This is a genomic window from Ruegeria atlantica, from assembly GCF_013032455.1.
Classification (GTDB): Bacteria; Pseudomonadota; Alphaproteobacteria; order Rhodobacterales; family Rhodobacteraceae; genus Ruegeria; species Ruegeria atlantica_B.
This window is the reverse complement of sequence record NZ_WQCF01000005.1, coordinates 175064-198731: the sequence shown is the minus strand read 5'-3', so window position 1 is coordinate 198731 and position 23668 is coordinate 175064. Positions and strand designations below refer to the sequence as shown.

The 23668-nt window shown below is 53.5% G+C and carries 17 protein-coding genes and 2 pseudogenes; 12 read left to right on the top strand and 7 right to left on the bottom strand.

The annotated features are described in order from the left end of the window. The 4 genes from GOW93_RS11330 to GOW93_RS11315 form a co-directional block, all read right to left on the bottom strand. Positions 1 to 1302, bottom strand: a complete 1302-nt coding sequence (locus tag GOW93_RS11330; protein WP_170384136.1) for a DUF4178 domain-containing protein — start codon at positions 1300 to 1302, stop codon at positions 1 to 3. Next, positions 1299 to 1772, bottom strand: a complete 474-nt coding sequence (locus GOW93_RS11325) for a DUF4178 domain-containing protein (protein ID WP_254443519.1) — start codon at positions 1770 to 1772, stop codon at positions 1299 to 1301. The genes GOW93_RS11330 and GOW93_RS11325 overlap by 4 nt, the downstream gene beginning before the upstream one ends. 384 nt (positions 1773 to 2156) lie before the next feature. After that, positions 2157 to 3347 (bottom strand): alpha/beta fold hydrolase, encoded by a 1191-nt coding sequence (locus GOW93_RS11320; protein WP_170384132.1) that lies wholly within the window; start codon positions 3345 to 3347, stop codon positions 2157 to 2159. A 62-nt stretch (positions 3348 to 3409) separates the two neighbouring features. Further along, on the bottom strand, positions 3410 to 4591 hold the full coding sequence (locus GOW93_RS11315) for an alpha/beta fold hydrolase (protein WP_170384130.1): 1182 nt from the start codon (positions 4589 to 4591) through the stop codon (positions 3410 to 3412). A 182-nt stretch (positions 4592 to 4773) separates the two neighbouring features. Between GOW93_RS11315 and GOW93_RS11310 the strand changes: the two genes are divergently transcribed. From GOW93_RS11310 to GOW93_RS11280, 7 genes are all read left to right on the top strand, one after another. After that, positions 4774 to 5340 carry an OsmC family protein gene (locus tag GOW93_RS11310; protein WP_217354788.1) on the top strand — a complete coding sequence of 189 codons (567 nt, stop codon included), beginning with the start codon at positions 4774 to 4776 and terminating at the stop codon, positions 5338 to 5340. Between the two features lie 36 nt (positions 5341 to 5376). Then, positions 5377 to 5568: a hypothetical protein gene (locus GOW93_RS11305; RefSeq protein WP_170384128.1), complete on the top strand. Its 192-nt coding sequence runs from the start codon at positions 5377 to 5379 to the stop codon at positions 5566 to 5568. A gap of 61 nt (positions 5569 to 5629) precedes the next feature. Continuing rightward, positions 5630 to 6865, top strand: a complete 1236-nt coding sequence (locus tag GOW93_RS11300; RefSeq protein WP_170384126.1) for an NAD(P)-binding domain-containing protein — start codon at positions 5630 to 5632, stop codon at positions 6863 to 6865. 12 nt (positions 6866 to 6877) lie between these two features. Beyond that, positions 6878 to 8032: an NAD(P)/FAD-dependent oxidoreductase gene (locus GOW93_RS11295; protein ID WP_170384124.1), complete on the top strand. Its 1155-nt coding sequence runs from the start codon at positions 6878 to 6880 to the stop codon at positions 8030 to 8032. A gap of 10 nt (positions 8033 to 8042) precedes the next feature. Then, positions 8043 to 8486, top strand: a complete 444-nt coding sequence (locus tag GOW93_RS11290) for a MaoC family dehydratase (protein ID WP_170384122.1) — start codon at positions 8043 to 8045, stop codon at positions 8484 to 8486. Positions 8487 to 9001: 515 nt separating this feature from the next. Beyond that, on the top strand, positions 9002 to 9682 hold the full coding sequence (locus tag GOW93_RS11285; RefSeq protein WP_170384120.1) for an IS6 family transposase: 681 nt from the start codon (positions 9002 to 9004) through the stop codon (positions 9680 to 9682). A 533-nt stretch (positions 9683 to 10215) separates the two neighbouring features. Then, on the top strand, positions 10216 to 12003 hold the full coding sequence (locus tag GOW93_RS11280) for an adenylate/guanylate cyclase domain-containing protein (RefSeq protein WP_170384118.1): 1788 nt from the start codon (positions 10216 to 10218) through the stop codon (positions 12001 to 12003). Between the two features lie 210 nt (positions 12004 to 12213). Here GOW93_RS11280 and GOW93_RS11275 read toward each other — a convergent pair whose 3' ends face one another. Further along, positions 12214 to 14274, bottom strand: coding sequence for an adenylate/guanylate cyclase domain-containing protein (locus tag GOW93_RS11275; RefSeq protein WP_170384116.1), 2061 nt, complete (start codon positions 14272 to 14274; stop codon positions 12214 to 12216). A gap of 124 nt (positions 14275 to 14398) precedes the next feature. Between GOW93_RS11275 and GOW93_RS11270 the strand changes: the two are divergent. Both GOW93_RS11270 and GOW93_RS11265 read left to right on the top strand, forming a co-directional pair. Continuing rightward, positions 14399 to 14787: pseudogene (locus GOW93_RS11270) on the top strand (DDE-type integrase/transposase/recombinase); the annotation flags it as partial. A 473-nt stretch (positions 14788 to 15260) separates the two neighbouring features. Continuing rightward, positions 15261 to 16778 carry a basic amino acid/polyamine antiporter gene (locus GOW93_RS11265; RefSeq protein ID WP_170384114.1) on the top strand — a complete coding sequence of 506 codons (1518 nt, stop codon included), beginning with the start codon at positions 15261 to 15263 and terminating at the stop codon, positions 16776 to 16778. Between the two features lies 1 nt (position 16779). On the opposite strand, the gene GOW93_RS11260 is transcribed toward GOW93_RS11265, so the two are convergent. Continuing rightward, positions 16780 to 18048: a phosphatidylserine decarboxylase family protein gene (locus GOW93_RS11260; protein ID WP_170384112.1), complete on the bottom strand. Its 1269-nt coding sequence runs from the start codon at positions 18046 to 18048 to the stop codon at positions 16780 to 16782. A 551-nt stretch (positions 18049 to 18599) separates the two neighbouring features. On the opposite strand from GOW93_RS11260, the pseudogene GOW93_RS11255 reads away from it, so the two are divergent. Continuing rightward, a pseudogene (locus GOW93_RS11255) lies at positions 18600 to 19115 on the top strand (DDE-type integrase/transposase/recombinase). A gap of 526 nt (positions 19116 to 19641) precedes the next feature. Here GOW93_RS11255 and GOW93_RS11250 read toward each other — a convergent pair. Continuing rightward, positions 19642 to 20325, bottom strand: a complete 684-nt coding sequence (locus GOW93_RS11250; protein ID WP_170384110.1) for a DnaA N-terminal domain-containing protein — start codon at positions 20323 to 20325, stop codon at positions 19642 to 19644. A 469-nt stretch (positions 20326 to 20794) separates the two neighbouring features. On the opposite strand from GOW93_RS11250, the gene GOW93_RS11245 reads away from it, so the two are divergent. Both GOW93_RS11245 and GOW93_RS11240 read left to right on the top strand, forming a co-directional pair. Next, complete coding sequence (locus GOW93_RS11245; protein WP_170384109.1) at positions 20795 to 22102, top strand: AAA family ATPase; 1308 nt, start codon at positions 20795 to 20797, stop codon at positions 22100 to 22102. Then, positions 22099 to 23205, top strand: coding sequence for a ParB/RepB/Spo0J family partition protein (locus GOW93_RS11240; protein ID WP_170384107.1), 1107 nt, complete (start codon positions 22099 to 22101; stop codon positions 23203 to 23205). Before GOW93_RS11245 ends, GOW93_RS11240 begins: the two co-directional genes overlap by 4 nt. Positions 23206 to 23668 lie beyond the last annotated feature (463 nt).

Here is a 23668-nt window from a genome sequence, read left to right as displayed (position 1 = left end):
TCAGTCCTCGTCCACCCAGTCCGTCCCGGACCATCTTGCGCGTTGGTGCAGGTGTTTACGCGCGAACTGGAACAGGAACAACAGCCCGAATACCCCGGCCAGAGCAAAGGCCCACAGACCGCTGGGCAGACCGGATCGGACATTGACCTTTAGCTTGTAGAACGGTCGATTTGGCACACGATCTGCTGTCACATGGTTCCAAAGCCCCTGATCGGGTACGTCCACCACCAATGTGTAATCACCGGTATGCTCGGGACGAAATGTCACGCTGGCGAATTGTGAACCTTCACTCCATGACCCATCCGAATCCCGCCCCGTATAATACTCAATTGTACGCCCGGCTTCGAACACGGGCTCTCCCTCCGGGTCCAGCAATCCGAGGTCCAGATACGCCCAACTGTTCCTGACATCCCCTGACAAAGAAATCCGCGTGAGTTGGTTATCAGCCTCCAAGGGCATCGTGATTTCGACCGGTAGCTGCTTTCGGTCGATCAAAAAATCGCGCAGCACCACCTGCCCTGTGCGCGTATGGAAGAACATCGCCATCAGCAGGCAGATCACCGTGAACACAAGAGCAGCATTGCGTATAAAGTGATAGTTCGGCCCGGCGATAAAAGGCTGCAACGGATGCACACGATAAGATCTAAGATCCAGCGCAGTTCCAAAAGCGGCTTCCGCCTCTTCTTTGAGAACATAGACTGAGCGATAGGTTTCACGTTCAGACCCCGTGGTCGAAAAGCCCAACATCGCGGTGTCGGACATTGCCGAAATCGTCGTCGTCTTTTCACCGACCTTCGGGCGCCAGGTGAATTCACCTTCGACATAGGTGATCGAACTGGTAGTGGTCTCATAGTACCGAAACCGCCCGTGCTCGGTGTTCACGGTTGGTGGTGTTTCCGCCGTCTCGACCCATCGCTCTGACATCCAGCCCGGTCCGCGATAACGCCGGGTGAAGGTCAGATGCCCGGCATCCAGCGTCAGCCAGGCGTTTCCGTGGGTTGGGGAAAACAGTTGATGATCAACCCATGTATAGAGCCGCCCGCCCCAGCGTTCGGAATTTTCGATCAGACCGATGATGGTGAATTCTACCCCGAACAGAGTGCCGGTCATGCCAATCGAAAACGGTGTCTGTGGCCGTTTCATATCATTGAACTGGCGCAAAATCCTGTAATTGTCCTGCGCGTCCAGTTCGGTGCCGCAATATGGGCAAATCTGCACGACCACCCTGCCCCCGCCCAGCACATCCAGACCGGCGCCACAACTGGTACAATTGACCGACAACAGTTTGGGATTTCTGGTCATGTCCGGCGATCAACCCTTACATCGAACGGGTCGTACCAGCGACCGTAAAACCACATCCTTTTCGCCTCCCAATACTCGCAAGACAGCAACGCGTCATCCCCGGCCGACGCATTGGCGAAGCTGTGTTTCTCACCCACCTGTAGCAACTCATCGAACTGGCCGCGCAGAGCAACGCATTCAGCGGTTTCAACTTCAGTGACCGTGAACGTCGTCGCCTCGAAATCCAGGGTTTCACCCGGTTTGAAGGGAGGTTCGGATTTCGGCACGTCCTGACCCTGCAGCCTTGATTGCCGAACAACGTCCCCTTCGTCGACCGAAATCCAACACGATGCCCCATCATCGTCGACCCCACAGAACTCATCCCAGAATCCGCGCCCGTAGGAATAGCGCGCGTGGCCGAGGATCAGCGTGGATGTGCGACCCAATCGAACGTGATCGCCAATTCCAAACAACAACGGCGCTTCGTGCATCTCGCCTTGTACTCCTGCCGATCGAACCTGTGCGTCATTGAGCACCAAAGTGGTACCGCAAGATGGGCAGGTTGCGACCCTGACCCGCTTTAGCAAAATCGTGTTCTCGGTCCCGCAATTCGGACAGTTTAAATGTTCCATGCCTTCAAGTCGCGCAATGGTTGAGAAAGTGCAAGCCGTGATTGGCCTAGGATGTGTGGACCGCTTTCAACTTACGCCGCCGCACTGTTCAAACCGTTCAGCAAAGCCATCCGAATGCAATGGATGCACTCAGTCGCTTTCGTCAATTCGCGGAACTGGCGGCATAAGCACGATGCAATCGCTGAAAAATACCGTCCCGTTGAAAACTTTACTTTAGAGCCACACCAACCGGTCTCGAGCCATTCATGCATCGAGGAAATCCCTGATTAGAGTTTCACATCTTTTCCAAACGGGGTCACTGGCCAATAGGTGATGGTTCGCGGTTTCCAAAGTAACAAATTCTGCCCCTCTAATACCGGCAGCCAGCTCCAAACCCTGACTGTAGGGGGCGGCTGCGTCATTGCGGGCATGAATTACCAGAGTGGGTGCCGTAACTTTCGGAAGAAGTGGGCGGATATCTTCATCCGCCATCGCTTTCATCATGATTTCAGCGTTTTCCTTGGAAATAATTCGTCGCTGCATTTCCGAGAACAATTGCTGCAGATCCGGAGAGGCGTCAGGTATATACATGTTCGTAAACATCTGACGGATTGCAATATTTTCCCTGTCCCACCAGTGTTTAATCATTTCAAGTGCCGCATGCCTGTAGGCGAGGCCGCCAGGATCGTCGCGTAGTTTCCATCCTTGAGTATATCCACCAATCAGGATCAGTTTATCCACGCGATCAGGGTATCGTGCTGCATAGGCGACGCTTCGAATGGAACCCTGAGATAAGCCAATCAGCGAAAACTTGTCGAATTTTGCCGCATCGACAACGGCTTCGAAGTCCTCCAATTGCCTCTCAAGCGAGTGATCGCTTACATTCCAATCAGAAAGTCCATTGCCGCGCGCATCATATCTGACAAATGTACTGCCGCGTGATAGCAACTGGAACAAGTGTCGCCAGATTGGGCTATCCCAATCAAATTCCAGGTGACTCAGCCAGTTGGCTGCCTTAATCAGCGGTGGACCGGATCCCGCTGTAGCATACGCGATGCGTGTACCGTCGGAACTGTGACAAAATTGAATTTTTTGACTTGTCCACGTGCCGGATTGTTCGTTCCGAGTGATCGTCTCACCGGTAGTTTCGCACACTTCGTTATAGGCAAAACGAAAACCGCGCCCGTGCAAGGTGCGAATAAACCGTTGCTCGTTGCCATTGTCTCCCAGGGCCCGACGCGCAGAACTGATACCGCTGGATATCGCTGCATCCGACACAATGCGCCCGTTCCAGACTTGGGCAACAAGCTCATCCCGCGTAACAACACGATCACGGTTTTCAACAAGATAGATTAGGATTTCCAGAACCTTGGGCTCTATGGATACCGGCGTGCCGCGGACCCGCAATTCAAGCCCGGCGGTATCAAGCGTGAATTCTCCGAAGCTGTAGTTCATGCAGAAACCCTAGCTTCATCGGTCTTTTTTGTCATCTGGTCCGAGATTTTGAATCGGGGCACTCAGGTTCGGTTACTCAGAAAGTCATCAATAAGCTGTGCCGCACGCGGCCATTCACTGTCCGTTTCAGGAAGGATATGATTGGCAGTGTCCAGAGACACAAATCGCGCTCCCGTTATGCCGGCCGCCAGTTCCTGACCCTGCTCATATGGCGCGGCAAGATCGCCCATTGCGTGGATAACCAAAGTCGGCGCCTTAACCCGTTCCAGTAAGCCTGAGATATCGTCGTCACAATCAGAAAACATCATCGCGGCGGCACTCTCCGCCGATGCGGTTTTGCGTTGAAGATCCGAAAACCACCGTTGGCTCTCCCACGGGGCGTCGGGCATGTAGATACCCGTGAAAAGGTCCCTCAGGGCGGTGGTGTCCTTGCCCCACCATAGCGGCAGAGCCTCATGTGCCGACTTGCGCAGAACAAAGCCTTCTGTATCGCCACGCGCGCGCCAACCTTTGACGTAACCGCCAATCAGGATCAGCCGATCCACTTTGTCCGGATTTTTGGCGGCAAAGGCTACGGCAGATGTGCACCCCTGACATAGCCCGATCAGTGAGAAACGATCGCCGCCTGCCGCTTCGGCGACCGCCTCAAGGTCTTCCACCTGCCGGTCGAAGGAATGGTCAACCACATCGCGATCAGACAAGCCATTGCCACGGGAATCGTAGCGAACAAGACGACGGTTCTGCGTCAGAGCTGTATAGAAATGGCGCCAGACAGGGCTGTCCCAATCGTGCTCAAGATGCGTCAACCAATTCGACGCTTTGACCAATGTCGAACCTTCTCCGGCTTCGGCATAGGCAATGCGCGTACCATCGCTGCTGCGGCACATCCTGATTTCTTGCGGCGGTATAGCCTCGCGTTCTCGTGCCTCACCCGGAACCTGCGTGACAGGAGCGACAAATCGAAACCCGTGCCCGCGTACGGTTTTCAGGAATTTTTGTTCCTGCCCGTCGTCTCCTAGCGCGCGACGCGCCGCAGAAAGCGCGCTCGACACCGCTGCGTCAGAGATAATCCGACCGTCCCAAATCTCGGCCACCAACTCGTCTTTGGAAACAACCCGATCATTGTTTGCAATCAGGTAGGACAGCAGGTCAAAGACCTTGGGCTCGACCGGAACTACCTCGCCATCGGCGGACAATTCCCGTGTCGCTGTGTCTGCGATGAAGTGGTCAAACACATGTTTCATAGGGCCACAGTACCGCGAAGACCCGCGTCTGTCAGGCCGTCAAACCCCGCATTTCCTTTACCTCGACGGTTTCTCCAAGAAATCCCCAAGAAATCCCAAGATCCCCCCCAAGCTTTGCAACCGGCACGTCTGTAAGCCTGTGGTTACAGGGCGATGAGGCCCAAACCAGATTGGAGAACAAGATGAACATGACAACACAAATGCCCCCCGCCAACAACGGCGTGAACGTCGAGGCACTGATGAGCGCACGCGAAGCGCTGACAGAGATGCCCGCAGCGGCAGAGTTCACATGGCGTGCCGAATGCGAATGGCTGCACGGGGTCCATAGCCGCTCGACCGTAAAAGGGTTCTTTGGCCTTGGTGAAGAACACGAACACGCCGAGACCTTTACCTTTGACGCCGACCACCCGACCTGTTTTGCCGCCGAAGACAACGGCGCAACCCCGGTCGAAATCGTCCTGTCTGCCCTGGCAAGCTGCCTGTGCGCGGGTGTGGCGTCCGTGGCCCAGAACAGGGGTATCCAGCTGCGCTCGGTAGTCGCGAACGTGGAAGGCGACATGAGCCTTTACGGCATTCTCGGCATAGACCCTGACGTGCGTAACGGGTTCAAGGGCATCCGCGTGGCCTTCGACATCGATGCAAACGCAACGAAGGATGAGATCGCTGCAGTTGTGGCTCAAAGCCAGAAGCGATCCGCCGTTTTCGACATCATCACAAATCCAGGAAACGTGCGCGTTTCTGTGACCTGACATGTGTCCACGCACATACTCAAAAGGAACCTAAAAATGAAAATGATCGCCGCATTGAAAACTTTCCTTGCTGCCTTCAGCGGCTCCCAGTCCGGCTCGCCCATGGCCTACAGCCCCGCAAACGTGCTGTGTGACCGAATGCTGAACGATATCGGGCAACAACAGTTCCGCGAACTGCGCGAGGCCACAAAGGCGCTAAGTCATCGCGGCGGTCGTTTCCCTCTGTAAACCACGCAGGCGAACCCTGTGCCCTGGGGTTCGCATAACCCTCTTCATTGTGAGGCCCCAAATGTATTCGACAACCACCCTGATCATCGGGGCGGGCCAGTGCGGCCTTGCCATGAGCTTTGAACTCAGCAAACGCTCGATTGACCACCTTGTTCTGGATGCTGGGCGCGCCGGTGAAAGCTGGCACAGCCGTCGCTGGGACTCGCTGCGCCTTTTGACCCCCAACTGGATGAATACACTGGCCGGTCAAACGCACGGACCCGAGGACCCCGACGGATTCGCCACAGCCCGACGGTTCGCGTCCGAATTTGACAATTGGGTCACACGACATGCGCCGCCGCTTTTTACGAATACTTCGGTGAACTCGCTGTCGAGACTTGGTGAGGGATACATTGCCGAAACCAACCGGGGCGCAATTCGGTGCCGGTCTGTGGTTATTGCCACCGGCGCCTGCGCGCGCGCCAAGGTTCCTGCCTTTGCCAGCGCCCTCCCCCATCGTATCGAACAGTTTTCGCCGATCACCTATCGCAGTCCGCTCGAGTTGCGTTCAGGCAGCGTCTTGGTGGTTGGCGCCTCGGCATCTGGGCTTCAAATCGCGCAGGAACTCGCGTGGTCCGGCCGCAAGGTAACTCTGGCCGTCGGAAGTCACGGGCGTTTACCGCGCACCTATCGCGACGCGGATATTTTGCAGTGGATGCATCTGGCTCGTGTTTTTGATGAGCCGTTCACCAAGGTGGACGATCTGGAACGCGTCCGGCGAACACCGTCGCTGCCGTTGATTGGAACGCCGGAGCGCAACGATCTGAACCTGGATATCCTACAGGCCCGGGGCGTCGAACTCGTCGGGCGCATGATGGATATCCGAGACAGCAAGGCGCAATTCTCCGGTGGATTGTTTAATTCCGTCTCTTCCGCGGAACTGAAAATGAACCGCCTTTTAGACAGGATTGATACCTGGATTTCGGATCGGGGATTCGACGATATGGTCGCGCCACCTCAGCGTTTTGCACCGACCATTGTGCCGGCTGATCCCAGGCTGGCCATCGATCTGACCGAAATCGACACCGTGATCTGGGCAACCGGGTTCAACCCTGATCATCGCTTTGTTCAGATTCCTGTTTTTGATCACAAGGGCCGTATCCAACACCAAGGCGGCATCGTCGAACACGGATTGTACGTGATGGGGCTGCCCTTTCTGCGGACCAGCCGTTCCGTACATATCGACGGCGCCACACGGGACGCAAAGGCGCTGGCGCGACAGATTTGCATTCAACTCAATCAACCTTTGGCCGCATGAGAGGAGGATGTCATGCAAACGCAGAAATATGATGCAATTGTTGTCGGTGCCCGCGTGGCAGGGGCCACAACTGCAATGTTGCTGGCACGGGGCGGAGCGCGTGTACTGCTGGTGGATCGGGACACCGAGATCCAAGACACGCTTTCAACCCATGCATTGATGCGTCCTGCGATCCATCTGCTTGCTCATTGGGGTGTGTTGGAGGCAGTCAAGGTGTCAACCCCTGCGGTCAACGCAACTCAATTCGTCTACGGCGACGACGTCTTCGATATCTCGCTCAAATCGGATGCTGGATACGAGGGGCTTTACGCCCCCCGTCGCTGGCTGCTGGACAAGGTTTTGGGCGAGGCGGCACAAAAAGCGGGTGTGGAGTTGAAGACGGCCACAGTCTGCTGCGACGTTCTCCGGGGGCCTGATAATCGTGTGATCGGTGTCGTTCTAATGGACCGCGACGGCAACAGACATCCGATCCATGCGGACTTGATTGTTGGTGCCGACGGCAGAAACTCAACCGTCGCGAAACTGGTGAGGGCGAGGGAAACCATCCGCTCGAATATCCACTCAGCCTGTGCCTATGCATATGTGGATGGCATCCCCAACTGCGGCTACCGGTGGTTTTATGACGTGAATGCTGCCGCCGGATTGATCCCGACAACCAATGATCAGCACTGCCTGTTTGCTGCCTGTCCTCCCCAAGCTTTCAAAACCAGATTTGGTTCTGACGTTTGCTCCGGTCTTCGCGACCAATTACGGCGGTGGGACACCGAAGTGGCGGAACATTTGGATCACCGTTCGTTTGTCGAGAAACCCAAACGCTACCTGGGCGCGGCGGGACACATGCGGCACTGCGCGGGCCCAGGTTGGGCACTGGTCGGAGATGCTGGATACTTCAAAGACCCGTTGACCGCACACGGAATAACCGATGCGTTGCGGGATGCGCATTTCCTGGTTGAAACTGCCATGACTAAAGGTTTTGGCGACCTGTCCGACTACCAGCACACGCGCAACCAACTATCGGCTAACCTTTTTCAGATTACTTCGGAAATTGCGTCCTTCGACTGGACGCTGGAGCAATTGAAGGGCCTGCACATGCGTTTGAACGACGAGATGAAAGCGGAGTTTTCTTGTGTGCAACGCTCTCTAACACCATCAGCTCAGGCAGCTTAAGGAGAAAACCATGGAAAACGGGTGGAAAGGCACCATGAATGGTAAGCCCCAACGGGGGCAACGTTCCAGCAGAGAAAGAACAACCTCTATGCGCGATGTCGAAGCGTTTACTAAGGTGACCGGCGACAAGAACCCAATCCACTATGACAGCGAAATAGCTGCAAAGACCGTTCTTGGTGGATTGGTCGTTCAGGGCGGTGTGACCACCGGGCTGCTCAATGCAGTTGTCGCAGAAAATCTTCCCGGCCCAGGTACGGTGTTCCTTGAAACAAACTGGCGGTTCAAAAAGGCTGTGCGCGTGGGAGAAACGATAGAGGCGCGGGTCGAAGTCATCGAAGTACGCGATGACAAACCGATTTGCACGTTGAAAACCTGTGTAGTGGATTCACTGGGCGACATTTGTGTTGAAGGCACCGCAGTAACGTACACTCTCCCAATTTGCGAAGGCAGGTAATTTGTTGTTTTTCTAAAGGAGGTTACATGATCAACGAAGTTTAGCAGAAAAGCTGCGTCGGTTTTTGCGCGAACCGGGAATTTAGGTGCACGGTAGAAAACAGATAGTTAGGGCTCAGCGCTAGCCTCAAATGCAACAATAAAAAACGCTGTGTCGTTTGTAAGGTTCAGCGAATACGGCCCCAATGCATGTAGCGGCTGCTGTTCGCAAATGCTTTCTCGCATGTTCTCGGCAGTCGCCCATATGCATCCGGCCTGTTGATCGAAACGCAGGCCGTGCCTTGTTGGGGTTACGCACGCAACTTGATCTCATTGGCCGCAAGGTCTTGAGTGAACGTCTGGGCCGCCAGTTTCTGGGGACGTAATTGTTCCGTTCCATGTTTTCTATCAGTCGCGAACTCCTTTTGGTCAATCCGGCTCAGATGCCGATGGGGATCTGTTGCAAACTTTTGCGATTGACGCTTAGGGAGTTAGCGAGTGAATGGCTGTCGATAGAATTAGGTCGAAAGCCAGCTCATGATTTCTTTCAAAGGCGCGCAGTATCCGAAGGGCGTTATCCTTTTCGCAGTGTTATTCTATGTTCGATACGGCATGTCGTACCGTGATTTGGAAGAAATCATGGCAGAACGCGATGTATCGGTTGATCATACGACATTGAACCGTTGGGTGACACGATACTCAGGCGCAATTGCTGAAGTAGCGCGCCGCAGGAAAAAACCATGTGATCGCTCCTGGAGAATGGATGAGACTTACATCAAGGTGAAGGGTACGTGGGCATATCTCTATCGGGCCGTCGACAAATACGGCAAGACGCTTGATCTCATGCTATCAGCACGTCAAAACAAGCCTGCCGCGACGAACTTCTTCGCTCGGATGCTTGTGGTCAATGGTATGCTACGGAAGATTGTTATCGGCAAGAGCGGTGCCAACACAGCTGGTATCAAGGTGATCAATAAAATGCTGAAGGGCTTTGGGTGCCTGATCTCGATTGAAATGGTCAGGCGGAAATACCTAAATATCATTGTTGAGCAGGATCACCGTTTCATTAAGAGGCGCTCTCGGCTAATGCTGGGGTTCAAGGCCTTCGCTTCAGCGGCAGCAACGCTCGACGGAATCGAAGTGGCACACATGATCCGCAATGGCAAATTGACGCCTGGAATCTTTCCGTTTCGTCAATTCGCCGAGTTGGCAATCTGAACCTGAAGTGATCGTATTACTATTTGATTTACCCAAATCTTTGCAACGGAACCGTATTGGCAGGCAGCAATTGATGGCGGCTTAAGTGACGTTGTTGCCAATCTTACCGAGGCACATGTCAGCGGAGACTTTGCCATTACTATGGGAACATTGACTGGTTTCATGGGCGGACAAAAACTCGCTGGGAAGTACATTCTCTACTTCCGCAAAGGTGACAACGGCTGGAAGGTTCAGCGCGACATCTGGAATTTCGACGGTTAAAATTTGCGGAACGTCGCACATGTCAAAACAATTGCTTTAAGGCGACTGGTCGCAACCGGGCGGCATCGCTGCGCAGCACGGCAACTTGACCACTATCTGTGATAGTCCTGCGCTGTATTGCTTCTTGCCTTAGTCCATTCTGCGGACAAAATGGACGACTATGGTAAACAGGCATCCAGCGCATAGCTGTAGGTTGGGCCGGAAATGGTTTGAGAGTCGCAACTTTTCGATTTTTCGATATAATTATGACGCGTGTCTCATCGGAACGTACAATGGCAGAGGAAAGCGTAAAGCGAAGGCTGGCAGCGATACTAGCAGCGGATGTTGTGGGTTTCAGCCAGCTTATGGGCGCGAATGAAATGGGTACGCTCGCAGCATGGAAAGAGCGCCTTGCCGAAGTGATTGAACCAAGAATTACCAGCCACGACGGCAGAATTTTCAAGATGATGGGCGATGGAATACTGGTGAAGTTCAACAGTGCCGTCGACGCGGTGCAATGTTCCATTGAAATCCAAAATGAAATGGCAGTTCGAAATGCCGACAACTCTTCGGACACGCGGTTTGAACTTAGAATTGGGATCAATCTGGACGACGTCATTCTGGATGAAGATGACATCTTTGGCGACGGCGTAAATATCGCAGCAAGATTGGAGACTTTGGCAGAACCAGGGAGCGTATGTATCTCGGGTTCCGTACATCAGGCGATCGCAAACAAGCTGCCCAAACGGTTCGAATTTACCGGTGAGCAAAGGCTCAAGAATATCGAGAAACCGGTGGAAGTTTACAGATTGACCGATATGCCTCATCCAAGTGCTGGAACTGGCGCAGTAAGAAAACGCTCTGACCTCTTCCAGGAGTTGGGATACGGAAAACCCTTTCTGGCGGTAAAGCCATTTGAAAACCTCAGCGCCGAAGAGGATCAAGGCAGTATCGCTGACAGTATCAGTAGTGGGTTGATCGTCGCGTTGATCAGAGTCCCACATCTTATTCTTGTCGGAGATGAGACACCTTCGATGCAACGTTCGAAAAAGATGTCTCTTGAAGAGTTTGGGCAGACTTTTGGCGTTCAGTATGTGCTCAAAGGAAATCTGCAAAAATTGGGTGGTCAGCTTCGCGTGAATGCTGAACTCGTGGAAGTGTCAAATGGTCGATACTTATGGGCAGGACAATTTGACCGAGAGGTTGGCGATATCTCTGGGCTGTTCAAAATACAGGATGCAATTATTGAAGAAATCGTGACGGCTTTGGAAATCCAGCTGATACATGGTGAAGCCGACCGATTGGCGCGAGGCGCATTCCGAAATCCGATGGCCCTTCAGAGTTACTACAACGGTGAAGCACTCTTATGGGATTCGAAAAACAATGCCGAACTCAATGAGGCGCAACGGCTACTGGAATTGTCCATTGAGCTTGAGCCTGAATCTGCCACCGGATATGCCACGGCCTCTTTAGCCTATTGGCTCGAGGCTTTGTCTGGACAATGTGAAACACCGTCGAAAACACTGGACTTCGCAGTCACACGAGCGCAGGAAGCCATTAGACGCGATGACGTAACTGGTTATCCACACTTGGTTCTAGCGCAAGTTCATTTGAGCAACCGTGAATTCGATGACGCAGAAACGCATGCCAATTCAGCGGTATTAGCCCGACCAAGCTGCCCTGCTGCCTATTCCCTCAAAGCTGCTGTTCTGAACTTTCTGGGCCGTTCCAACGAATCTATAGAATTCGCTCAATTCGCGCTGCGACTGACCCCAGTTCACCCTCCCATGTACCCGGCGATCCTCGCAAATGCGCTCTATGGTTGCGAACGTTATCACGAGGCCATCGAAGCGGCCCAAAGCGCTATCAACCTCGACAGTGGCAACGTTGAACCTTATTTAGCGCTTGCTGCATGCAACGGTGCATTGAAGTGCAAGGAAGATGCACTTTGGGCCATTGAAAAAGTGCGTAGGTTACATCCGAATTTCAAATTGCGGGAATACGCACAGAAGCAACCGTATAAGGAGCAACACCGTTTGGATAGATTAATCAGAAATCTGAGGGAAGCCGGTCTGGATTAGATAAATGATTGTCCAGACTGAAACCTCAAAACCGGGTGCGGTCTGGTAATCCGAAGCCGGTCGAAATGAGTTGGAATGGTCCACTTTGGGCTCTTTGCGGATCTCATACGCGACGCAGCAGCAAAGCGTACCTTGCAATTGTTTGTTGCTGCAAAAACTCTCTCTGTTCCAATCTTCAACGGACAATTTGGCGTCTACGTGTCCCGGAAACTACTGCTTCTTATTGGTGTTCGTAACTGCGTTCCAATCTTCCGGTGGCGGATTCTCCAACAAAACTTGGGCGCGTGACATCATGACGACCGAGGCGGGATCTCCGTTTCGTTCTTGATCAGCGGCCTTAAAGGCAGCAACAGCTTTTTCAAACTGCCCTGCTCGGTAATACGCGAGGCCTTGTTCGTAGGCCTCAATCCACGCAAGCGATCCGTCAATCTCATCTGCCATCGCAATCAGTTCGTGGACCACCAACTCCTTTGTGCGCCCAAATACAGTTAACGTGTCCAGTTCGCGCACCAAGATTTTGTCAGCCGCTTGGCGTCGGGTTTCTGGACCAATCAGGATCAGTGTATCGTAATCCTTGTTGGCTCCCTCTAATCGGCTGGCAACGTTCACCACATCGCCAATTGCAGTATAATTCAAACGCTGCTCTGACCCTATGTTGCCGACCAGAGCCTCGCCACTGTTTAGCCCGATCCTGACGCGCAGCGGGTTGCCAGCGTCGTCTTCAATTCCAGCTTCATCTACAGCGGCAACAAGATCCAGCGCTGCACGGCAGGCGTTTTCGGCGTGATTAATATCCTTGCGCGGCGCGCCCCAGAAGGCCATCACAGCATCACCCATGAATTTGTCGATGGTTCCCCCATTACGAGCGATGGCCGCAGAGGACGCGTTGAAGAAGGGTTCCATCATTTGGACGATTCTGGGGCCAAGTTTCTCAGACAGACCTGTGAAACCCGTGACATCGCAAAACAACACGGAAATCTGCTTTATGTCTCCGCCTGGCTGAGTCTTGATGCCCTCGGCAACCAGCATGCGAACCAAGTCGGTAGGTACGTACTTGCGGAATGCTGATAGACCTGCAGCCATACTGGCGGTCGCAGCAGAGAGGTTTGCAAGCTCAGAGAGTCTGGAGGGCCTGCGCGAAATGCTTTCAACGTCAAAGCGTTCTATTTTGCTCAGGTCTTCGGCGATATACGCCAACGGGTTCGCGACTATTTTTCGAACCAGCCAGATCGCCAACCCGGTGGCAATTACAACCACACCGATCAGTATATAGATTAGGTTTATCAACGTCTTGTCTATTTCCGAAAGAAAGGCGGATTCAGGAATGACCGTGGCGACGCGCCAGCCGTAAAACCCCAAAGGCGTCAGAGCTACAGCATAGGGCACACCTCCTAGGACAACGCGTTTTGTCAATGCGCCTGGGGCATTCGTTGTGGGGTCACCCAATAGCTCTTCCCCTGCGATCTTAGCGACCTCATAAAGCTCCCCCTCACCCATGCGCGCGGGGGTAACCTCATCCGCTCCTGCATCGGGTACCGCAATCACTTTTCCACCGGCATCCAGAACAAACGCCGCACCAAATTCTCCGGGTGCAAGGGTTGCCAAAAAGCGCGAAAGTCGATCCGTTTCGATCGCCACAGCCAGGACACCTTGCCGAGTTCGGTTAACGTCTATCGGGCCAGCAAAGGCGTAGACGGTTTTGTCAACGCCCGGGAGGTCACGCGCTTCGATCCACCCTGTGGACTCGAGACCCATAAAGTTTTCGTACCAGGCATGTCCGCGTGGATCGTAGGACGTTTCGGTAAAGGTTCGCTCTTCGAACTGGATGTCTCCTGGAATGAAGATATAGCGGTCCTTCCGCAACATCCTGTCACGGATATCCTTGTCGATTTCAATCATCTCAAGCCCGCGGTCACCTAAGCGATGTGACGCGAAAAAGTTCCCATCCGGCCAACCGAAGAAAATCCATGAAATATTCGGTTGCGCTTGTAGTTGAGATAAAAACACAAACTCTCTCTTGTCGGCTTGTCGCGTCGCGATAACGTTCTGGACAAAGATCGTGCGTACGGCTGCCCAGGCGGCTTCGGCTGACCTGAGCGTAACGCCCACCTCTATGCGGACGGTGTTTGCAATTTGACTGTTGATCTCGGCTGCGAGCATGCGGCTATTGTCATGCGCAGTCTTCCACCACAGGGAATGGACAATAACCGTCGACACGCCGATGGATATGGCAACCAGAATTGATACAGCGATGCCTACGCTAATTCGCATTAAAACTCCGCAAGTAGCGACATGTGTTTTAGTATTGAGTTGCGACAGTTCGAAGAGCAAAGCTTACTTCGCTTTAATGCTGAAAACTCACGCAACTGTTAGATTCGACAAGAGACCTGCTTGTGAAGCGGTTCGTCTCTGGGTGAACCGTTTCGAGTCTCAGTTTGCGGTTTGTATCCGACGCGGCCAGCCCCGGCCGCACGACAAATAGCATATGGACGAAGTGGTCGTCACGATCAACGGCGTGAAACATTGGCTGTGGCGTGCAATCGATGGGAATGGAGAAGTACTCTACAGTCTGATCCAGCCTCGCCGTAATGCCAAAGCCGCAAAGCGTTTCTTCGGCCGACGCGAAAGCGGGAAAAGATGGTGGGTCGGATCAAATCACCGCGCCAAGCGCAAGGAATCCGCTTCGCCCACGACCAAATCAATGCGATCTTTCGTCCCCTCCGCGATCGCATTTCCACTCTCTCCTACCGCTCCGACGCGTTCAAGCTGTGCGAACCCTCTTGACGTGCACACTACGTTGTTCTGTTGAGCATGCTAAATGTACCCGGATTTCCACCAAAAAGCAGAAACTCAAAACTCGGCAATGCAGGGGCTATGCGGTTGTTTCTGAAAAAAGCTGGGTAAAGCCTGTATCCAAAAAAGCGATAGACGTTACTTCTACTAGTCAAAGAATGCGTGCGACTTATCAGATGACCGAAAACAAGGCGCGTGCAGCACCTACAAACCCGGCAACTGTCACTGCTCCTGCCTTGAGTACGCAAAAAACTTCGTAAAAGAGCTCGTTGCTTTGCAAGTTTCTTGCCGCCACTGGAGTTGCGGGATCGTACATCGGAACTGTAGTTTTTGTGTTGAATTCGGCTTCAAATCCGATTGTTTACGCCGCTAACCGAAAAGCCATAGACTGAATCAAACATTATTCTTCCATTGTTTGACCTGCGCTAGGTCAAGCCCATTGAACCAGCAAGAAACTTTGAATCATGGCAAAACATACCGTCACAAGCTCCTCCACGTCGGCAAGCGACATTCAGCAAACATCGGCGCCCAAGAAACTTGGGCTGTTCGCGATGACGTTGCTGGTCGTGAGCGCCATGTTCGGGGGCGGAGTGTTCAATATCCCTCAAAACATGGCGGAACAGGCAGCACTTGGCGCGGTTCTGATCGCCTGGCTGATCAGCGGTCTGGGCATATTCTTTGTCGCCCGCAGTTTTCAGGTTCTTGCGGATATCCATCCTGAAATGACATCGGGTATCTACATGTACGCCCGCGCCGGGTTTGGCAGGCTGGCCGGGTTCCTGATTGCCTGGGGGTACTGGCTGTCCGTCGCATTCGGGAACGTGAGTTATGCAGTTCTGCTGATGGACGCTCTGAACTATTTCTTCCCCCCCTATTTCGAAGACGGAAATACTTGGCAGGCGACGCTGGGGTCGTCCGTTATCATATGGGGGCTCTGTTTTCTTGTGATGCGTGGCGTGAAGGGTGCTTCGCTTCTGAACAACATCGGAACTGTGGCCAAATTCTTGCCTGTGTTGGTTTTTCTGGCGGTGGTTGTATATTTTTCCTTTGGCAAAGGTCTTCTTACCGCGGATGTTTGGGGAAACGTCGCCGGCCAGCAGCACCCGGACAAGCATTTGGGCAGCCTTCTGGATCAGATCAAAAGCACGATGCTGGTGACGCTGTGGATGTATATCGGCATCGAATGCGCCGTGGTCATGTCTGACCAGTCTGACGCCAAGACAGTCAGCCGGGCGACGATTCTGGGTTACTTCATCGTGACGGTCATCTTTGTATTGATCTCGGTCGTGCCATTTGGCGTCATGTCCCAAGCAGAACTTGCGACACTGGCACCGCCCTCAACAGCAGGCATAATGATGACGCTCGTCGGGTATTGGGGAGAGGTCTTTATCAATGTCGGCGTCATAATCGCTTTGCTCAGCTCCTGGCTGGTCTGGACGTTGCTCGTGGCGCAGTTGCCGTGGGTTTGCGCGAAGGATGGAACCTTTCCGAAATTCTTTGCCAAGACCAATCAGGCAGGTATTGCATCGAATTCGCTGATCATTTCGACGGTGATCATGCAAGCGGCCATCGTGCTTGTCTTTTTTGCCGACAATGCGTGGAACCTGATGTTGTCCATCACCGGCGTCGTGATACTGCCAGCCTATATCGGGTCCGCCGTCTTTCTCTGGAAAGTCATCTGGTCGGGCAATTATCCCGAAACTGCCAAGGTTAGTCGGAACGAGGCTCTCCTCACCAGCCTTCTTGCGACAGGTTTCGGTCTGTGGCTGGTTTATGCGGCTGGCATCCAGTTTATGCTGGCTGGCGCCATTATCTATGCCGCCGGATTGCCTGTGTTTTACCGGGCGCGCCGGACGGCATCGGACAAAGGCTCTGCGTTTTCCGGGATCGAGGGTCTAGTCGCGGCCGGTCTTTTGATGCTGGCAGGTGTTGCGGTCTGGATGTTAATCGACGGACGCCTGCCTCAGGTATTTTCGGGTTGAGTTACCCGCGCGGTCCAACTGTCGCGATCCGTTGGTTAACCAGAATGTTCGTGCTGTCTAGCCCTGGCTCCTGACCGTGCAAGTCAAAGTCTATTTTGACATCCGGCTGAAAGACCAAACAATGTGTCGAACCACCAAAGTGGAACATGCCAATCTCGCCGCCCTTATTGACGTGCTGGCCTTCATAAACCGTGACGTCGCAGGTCGACACCTCGGCCATCCCGATGGCCACAAAGCACATAAGTCCGATGTCCGGATTGTCGGCTTCAATAAAGATCAAAGCCCGGGTTGCAACTTCGGCAATATAACCTTGTGAGGCATTGGGTCCCGCCGGGTCCAATCCTTCTGGCAGAATTTCTGAGTAGTATGTTCCCTCAACTCGCCGGGTCTTGACGACCCGACCTGAAACAGGCGCGTGCCAGCGGTGATAACTGAGTGCGCTCAGAAATGCCTGATAGACGGTGGCCCCGTCGAACCGGTCTGCAAACGCATCGTTGTCCAGCATGAACTGCAGCGCATAAGGCTGCGCTTTGATCCAGAACTGGTCACGCAGCTTTACATCCCGGGCGACACGATAGGGTGCGGATTCACAGGCGTTCACAACAACCGCATTGTCCTGTGGCGCCGCAATGGGTCGTGCGCCATCACGAAACCGGCGCGTGAAAAAATCATCCCAGGATTTGAACCCATAGTGAGGCAGCGTGGGATCACAAATGAACTCGTCCACAAATGTCGGCATCGCCTTTTTCGCATCCGCACCGAACCACCCGGTTCTGGGGTCGTCATTCAGGACCGAAGTGCTCTCCGGTGATTGCAGAAAAACAGCCCACTCATTCAACATACCCCGCAGATGCGCGTCGATCTTGTCATCCAGAAACCCAGCCCAACCGCCTACATTCGCCATCGACCAATCCAGGATTGCATTGAACGGGAACCCGACCAGACCGCTTTCATTGAACTCGGGCGCATGGGTCATGATCGTGTTGAACAGCCGCAGCATGTGGTCATAGTCTCTGACCTGTGGCTTACCTGAGGGTGAGGTCTTTTTGCTGGCAGGAACCTCCTGAAACATCTGCGAAAAGAACATATAAGCCTTGGCATCAGTCTCGATCAAAGTCTTGAGCCTTTGCACGGCCGGCAGGAGCGGGCTGGTATCTTTTTCGGCCTTCGCAGCAATCTTTGCGGACCAAGCGTCCAGAACGGCCTGATCCGACGGTAGCCATTTGCCGACTTTGTAGTGAACATTCACAGAAGTATCGTTTGAAGTCATATCAATAACCTTTTTTGCAACCATGCAGTCGAGCTCGACACGAAATAGTATACCAAATCTTAGTACCGCAGGATTGGCCAGCATCTAGCGGTCGCAGGCAACTTTCAAGATGCGCCTAATAATGCCTTGCTACAAGCCGTAAGTGAGCTGACCCACTTGCAATCCCAAAACCTGCGATTGTATCCCGTTGTAGATTCAATTCTTCGCTCAATTTGAACGTTCAAATTGATCTTACATGCCTTAATTGCCCCCGGCGAAAAGAACGGTATCTTTTCCCACGTCTCAATCGTTTCATCTAGTCTCAGCAAGAAGGAGCATGGATTGGGTGTCTCCAGTTGGCTTTGCATGGCCGGTCTGGGGACTCCAACCGCGTTGTAGCGATTGTTGCGCTGGCGCAAAAGAATGTCGCGTCAGCACTTGCCGCACGGGCATTAGGCAGCACCGTCTTGCCAGGTGAATGACTGGTAGGATCTTTTGCAAAGTTATGACCAATTGCGTCCGCGCGGCTAGGGCGTGCATGGCTAGTGGTAGTAGCTTTTGAAAGCTTGCTCATGATCTCTTTTAGAGGCGCACAATATCCGAAGGATGTGATCCTTTTCGCATTGTTCTTTTATGGTCGGTACGGCGTGTCTTACCGAGATCTTGAAGAGATCATGCGCGAACGCGACGTTTCGGTTGACCACACTGCACTGCACCGATGGGTGGCACGAAATTCTGGTGCAATCGCAGAAATAGTGCGGCATCGAAATAAGACGGCAGCTACAAGGTTTTCGCCAGGGTGTTGGAGACAACATGGATTACCGAGGAAAATAGTCATCAACAAAAGCGATGCAAACACAGCTGGCATCAATGCTGTCAACAAAATGTTGAAGCACCAATACTTGAACAATACCGTCGAGCAAGATCACCGTTTCATAGAGCGGCGCATTCGACCGATGCTGGGGTTCAGAGCATTCGCTTAAGCAGCTGCGACGCTGGACGCAATCGAAGTCGCCAACGTGATCCGCAAAGGTCAATTCGCGCCCGGACTCTGTCCGTTCCGTCAATTTGCGGAACTTGCTGCTTAATTCGAAAGTACCGCGCAGTTTTTTCAGCCCGCAAGAAACCTCGCAACAGAACGCTTTGCGACTCGTCTTGTCTTCCTTCGATGCCAAGCAGCGTAGCACGTATCAAACTATGATCCGCAAAAAGGACCTCTTTTGCGCATTACTTAGCTGCGCCCGAAAACATTTATTACTGCAGGCACAGCTAATTGAGATCCGATCGGATCATGAGAGCCAATGCACCTTTACGCCAATCAGACCATATCTAAGCCCATCGATCACTGTGTAAGTTGTACTTTTGTACTCCGACGATTCTCCCGGTTTAATCAGGACCGAGGTCGTTAGAATTGCGGCCACGGCCAAAGACTCGAATAGATTTTGGACCAAGCTCGACTGAATCCTGATTAAAAATGGTGCGTCCTATAAAACCTCTGATCGCCAGCAAGACCCCTATATCCTGTCTTCAAGACAACGCCCCACTGAAGTCGTCAGGCGACAACTTTAGCTGTCCTCATAGTCGCTGGGCAAAAGGTCACACAATTTGAGCGATTTAATCCGCCGCCTCAAAACGTAGACTGCGAACTGCCGGATCAACACGAGCATAGGCAGCCAGCAAACGCCCAGTCCATTTCTGGGCGATATAGTCCGCCATGAACCGGGATGGCGCCATCAGAGTAACCACCCCCCCTGCCCTTTCTGCCTCGGTCAGATGCCGAAACCAGCTGGCCCAAAGCTCTGGATCGCGACCGTGCAAGATGGATTGCACCTGTGTCCAGACATTGTCGTCAGTATCCTCAGGGGATGGCGGTTTGATCTTGAAAGGTACAACATTGGTATCAGGCGCGGGCCCTTCTGACATGCGCGCCTGGAAATCAGAGCCGATGACAGGCCAGACTTCAGACGTATCGATCATTATCTGCTTCAGGTCCAATTCATAAACCGCAACCCGTCCGCGTGCTGCCGGTCGTTTGACCGTGACCCAACCCATTGCCCGTAACTTGGCCATCTCGCGTTTCACGGTGCGCTCATTCACAGACCATAGCCGGGCTATTTCCTCGCGACCAATAGACAGTTCATTACTGCGCCAATTGTACCGAGTCGTAATCAGGGTAATGACTCGAAGAACAATACGCTGCCGGTGCTTGTCTTGTGACAATGCGTGCACGGTCAACGCCGAGAGAATATCATATTTGATGGCGGGCGCATTTCGCCCGACCGGTTTTGCAATCTGCATTCCCGACTTCACCGCTCTGTCTGCCTCGGACGGATGATACCGCCAGTTCAGCGCTGTTTGCCAACGCTTTTTGTCATGATGCCCTGATTAGCGTCCAATCCTTCGATTCTGTCAAGAAGAGAGTGGCTTGTGGCTGGTTTGATCTCTAACTCAATTCAAATTTCAAAAAAGAAAATAGGTGAAGTATTGGTGATGGGGGACACGCAGAATGTCCCCCTAACCTCGTGTTTTGTCCCCCTATATGGGGCTGTTCGTTAATTTCCGTCCCCCTAAATCTTGAGGTGGGAGGTTGTTTCTTCGGGGCTTTCGAATCAGTGGCCCTCCGAATCGGTCTTGGCTTCGAAACCCTTTGTTTTCTTACCCGTGGGTAAGTTTGTACTTTCATCATAATTTCTTTTGCGTAAAGCGCAAATCAAGCGTAAATAGAAAAACTATATAAAATAGCGTCCGAAACTATGAGACTTGAGGCATGTACACGCACGAAGACCTGAACGCATTGCGCAATCAGTCCCTTAAATTGCAGGGCTGGATTCGCCAGCAAACCTTCAGCCCAGAGATGGAGAAGACCCTCCGTCGCTTTTCAAGCTGGGAGGTATCCGATCTAATCTTTCGCGTAAATCAGTCGACCTTTCGGGGCAAGCTGGCGGCAGATCCGTCCTTGCCAGGCGGCGAGGTTGAGCCCGATGGCCGCCAGCGCTGGTTCAGCCTTGAAGAGGTAAATGAGCTGCGCCGCCGCCTTAAGGTGAACCGCAAATCCCTGATGCCGCCCCGTCCTTCGGGAAAGCGGGCCATTCGCGCAGCGGTGGCGAACTTCAAGGGGGGGGCCGGGAAATCTACTGTCGCCCTGCACTTGGCGCACGCCGCTGCCCTGGATGGTTACCGCGTCCTTGTGGTGGATTTCGATCCGCAGGCGACGCTGAGCCATTCCATGGGCCTGACGGATGTCGCCGAGGATTTCACGGTGTGGGGTATCATGGCCCGTGACCTGATCCGAGAGACCGAGCGGATGAATAACCGGCCCGCCGCCGCGGAATCCGGGACCGCCCTGCCCCGCCGCGAATTGCCGCCTTCGATCACGGACATGGGTCTTGGCGATCTGCGCATTGCGGATTTCATCAAGCAGAGTTCTTGGTCGACCATTGATGTGATCCCTTCCTGTGCCAATGCGGCCTTTGTCGAGTTTGCTTCGGCCCAGTATCGGCATCTGAATCCGGAATGGTCATTCTTTGCCGCGGTTTCGCGCTATCTGGATCAAATCCCGGATGATGCCTATGACCTGATCCTTTTCGACTGCCCACCTGCGATTGGATATCAGTCGATGAATGCGGTCTTTGCTGCGGACATGCTCTATGTCCCCTCAGGCCCCGGCTATTGGGAGTATGATTCGACCACGTCGTTCATTGGGCAGCTGGCCGAGGCGTTGGAAGATTTGGCCTATGGTTTCGATAAGACCTTACCCACGGGTAAGATCGGGTTGCCCAAAACCTTCTGCGAATTGCGCTTTCTGTTGACACGTTATGAGCCGGGTAACGCGTTACACACCGCTATGTTTGATGCCTTCAAAAAGGTGTTTGGCGAGCATGTCGCAGAGCATCCGGTTGAGATGACGCGCGCGGTCGAACAGTCCGGGCGGTTTCTGAGTTCGGTGTACGAGATGGACTATCGCGAGATGACGCGTGAGACCTGGCGCCGCGCGCGTTCAACCTTTGACAACGTGTATGAGGAATTCCGGGGCGTGATGCTTTCGGCCTGGGATAAGCTGGAGGATGACGCATGAGCCGCAAACGCAGAATGTTCGACATCGACATGCCAGCCGTGGATGACATCCCGGTCGGCAAGGTACCGGACAAAGTGTTGGAAAAACGGCGAGGCCCGATGGCCGCTGCGATCTCAGAAAACGCCAACGCCTTGCGCGATCAGCAGTCAACCGAAGAGACGATCCGCGCTGAAAATGACCGGCTGGCACATGAGTTGGTGCGGTTGCGTTCCGAAGGTTTGGTGACCGAACGTGTGGCGCTTTCGGATGTGGTGACCGAGAAACTGACTCGGGACCGCAAGCCGGGTCCCGACCCCGAGCTGGAGGAATTGAAAGAGTCGATCCGCGACATCGGTCTATCGAACCCAATTCGGCTGGAACGGAGGGCTGACGGGCGGTTCGAGCTGATCCAGGGCATGCGTCGCCTTTCTGCATACCGTGCGCTCCATGAGGAAACCGGCGATGATCTTTATGCCAAGATCCCGGCAGGGATTTCTGATGGCGCAGATCTGAATGACAGCTACCGCCGAATGGTGGATGAAAACCTGATCCGCAAAGACATCTCATTCGCCGAGATGGGGGCGCTGGCTCGGTCTTACGCAGAAAACCCGGCGAATGATTGTCCGGAAGTGGACAAGGCGGTTGCTATCCTTTTCAAATCTGCGAGCTACACCAAGCGAAGCTACATCCGGGCCTTTGCCAGTTTGCTGATGATGCTGGACAAGGTGCTGCTGCACCCCAATGAAATTCCGCGTAATCTTGGCGTGGATCTAAAACGGAAACTGGATGCCAACCCAGGACTTTTGCGTCAGGTCAGCAACGCCGTAATGAGTGAACCGGACCGCGATGGGCCGCGAGAGGTGGCCATTCTTCGCAGTTTTACAGAGCCGGAAACACCGGCGCAAAAGAAACCGGTATTGGCAAGCGGAGGAAAAACGCGCCGTGCAAAAACGACGTTCCAGGTTTCCGGCAGGGCAGGGGTTGCGAAGTGTTCTGCGTCAAGCGGTCGGATCGAGCTGCGTTACGATCTGGATTTCACGCGGGTTGATCGCGCCAAGCTTGAACAAGCGATTGCAACCCTGATCGACGAATTGCAGGAGGAAGACGATCTTACCCACGGGTAAGACTTTAAAGTCGGGTTTTTCTTGGCGGAACGTCGGGTCGTAGGCCCGACGTTTTTTGTTTTAACTCACTAAAACAACGGTAGGGTTTTTGGATATATCCACATCGCCTTGACTTTTCTCTGCCTGAATTCCGGAAAGGTATCAGTGCAGGCGGGGCAGAAACTGGTCGACTGGAGCGATTGGACATAGAAGACTAAATATTAGTCTGTCTGACCTCGATCCAACAAATCTAAGCCTGCGCTGCGAGAAAGTTCAGGAAAGCGGGCAGGGGGCTAAGTGGTACTTTTGACCTCAAGAGGCGAGCTCTAGATAAGACCAATCTTGCCAGATTCTTTGATCAGCACACACTCAGCGCATCAGATCTGGTGACTTGGGGCAGGCGGCTGGAAGTTCCCGCAGATGGCAAGCGGTCCCTCAAATATTTCGCAGGTGGTCGGGAACAGTCTTCGATGACTAAGGGCGG

Excerpts from the sequence above, each read along its gene's own strand:
- GOW93_RS11265 (WP_170384114.1), top strand. The coding sequence starts at position 15,261 with ATGGCAAAACATACCGTCACAAGCTCCTCCACGTCGGCAAGCGACATT.
- GOW93_RS11290 (WP_170384122.1), top strand. The coding sequence starts at position 8,043 with ATGGAAAACGGGTGGAAAGGCACCATGAATGGTAAGCCCCAACGGGGG.
- GOW93_RS11305 (WP_170384128.1), top strand. The coding sequence starts at position 5,377 with ATGAAAATGATCGCCGCATTGAAAACTTTCCTTGCTGCCTTCAGCGGC.
- GOW93_RS11280 (WP_170384118.1), top strand. The coding sequence starts at position 10,216 with ATGGCAGAGGAAAGCGTAAAGCGAAGGCTGGCAGCGATACTAGCAGCG.
- GOW93_RS11300 (WP_170384126.1), top strand. The coding sequence starts at position 5,630 with ATGTATTCGACAACCACCCTGATCATCGGGGCGGGCCAGTGCGGCCTT.
- GOW93_RS11275 (WP_170384116.1), bottom strand. The coding sequence starts at position 14,274 with ATGCGAATTAGCGTAGGCATCGCTGTATCAATTCTGGTTGCCATATCC.
- GOW93_RS11295 (WP_170384124.1), top strand. The coding sequence starts at position 6,878 with ATGCAAACGCAGAAATATGATGCAATTGTTGTCGGTGCCCGCGTGGCA.
- GOW93_RS11245 (WP_170384109.1), top strand. The coding sequence starts at position 20,795 with ATGTACACGCACGAAGACCTGAACGCATTGCGCAATCAGTCCCTTAAA.
- GOW93_RS11285 (WP_170384120.1), top strand. The coding sequence starts at position 9,002 with ATGATTTCTTTCAAAGGCGCGCAGTATCCGAAGGGCGTTATCCTTTTC.
- GOW93_RS11315 (WP_170384130.1), bottom strand. The coding sequence starts at position 4,591 with ATGAAACATGTGTTTGACCACTTCATCGCAGACACAGCGACACGGGAA.
- GOW93_RS11330 (WP_170384136.1), bottom strand. The coding sequence starts at position 1,302 with ATGACCAGAAATCCCAAACTGTTGTCGGTCAATTGTACCAGTTGTGGC.
- GOW93_RS11250 (WP_170384110.1), bottom strand. The coding sequence starts at position 20,325 with ATGCAGATTGCAAAACCGGTCGGGCGAAATGCGCCCGCCATCAAATAT.
- GOW93_RS11260 (WP_170384112.1), bottom strand. The coding sequence starts at position 18,048 with ATGACTTCAAACGATACTTCTGTGAATGTTCACTACAAAGTCGGCAAA.
- GOW93_RS11310 (WP_217354788.1), top strand. The coding sequence starts at position 4,774 with ATGAACATGACAACACAAATGCCCCCCGCCAACAACGGCGTGAACGTC.
- GOW93_RS11320 (WP_170384132.1), bottom strand. The coding sequence starts at position 3,347 with ATGAACTACAGCTTCGGAGAATTCACGCTTGATACCGCCGGGCTTGAA.
- GOW93_RS11325 (WP_254443519.1), bottom strand. The coding sequence starts at position 1,772 with ATGCACGAAGCGCCGTTGTTGTTTGGAATTGGCGATCACGTTCGATTG.
- GOW93_RS11240 (WP_170384107.1), top strand. The coding sequence starts at position 22,099 with ATGAGCCGCAAACGCAGAATGTTCGACATCGACATGCCAGCCGTGGAT.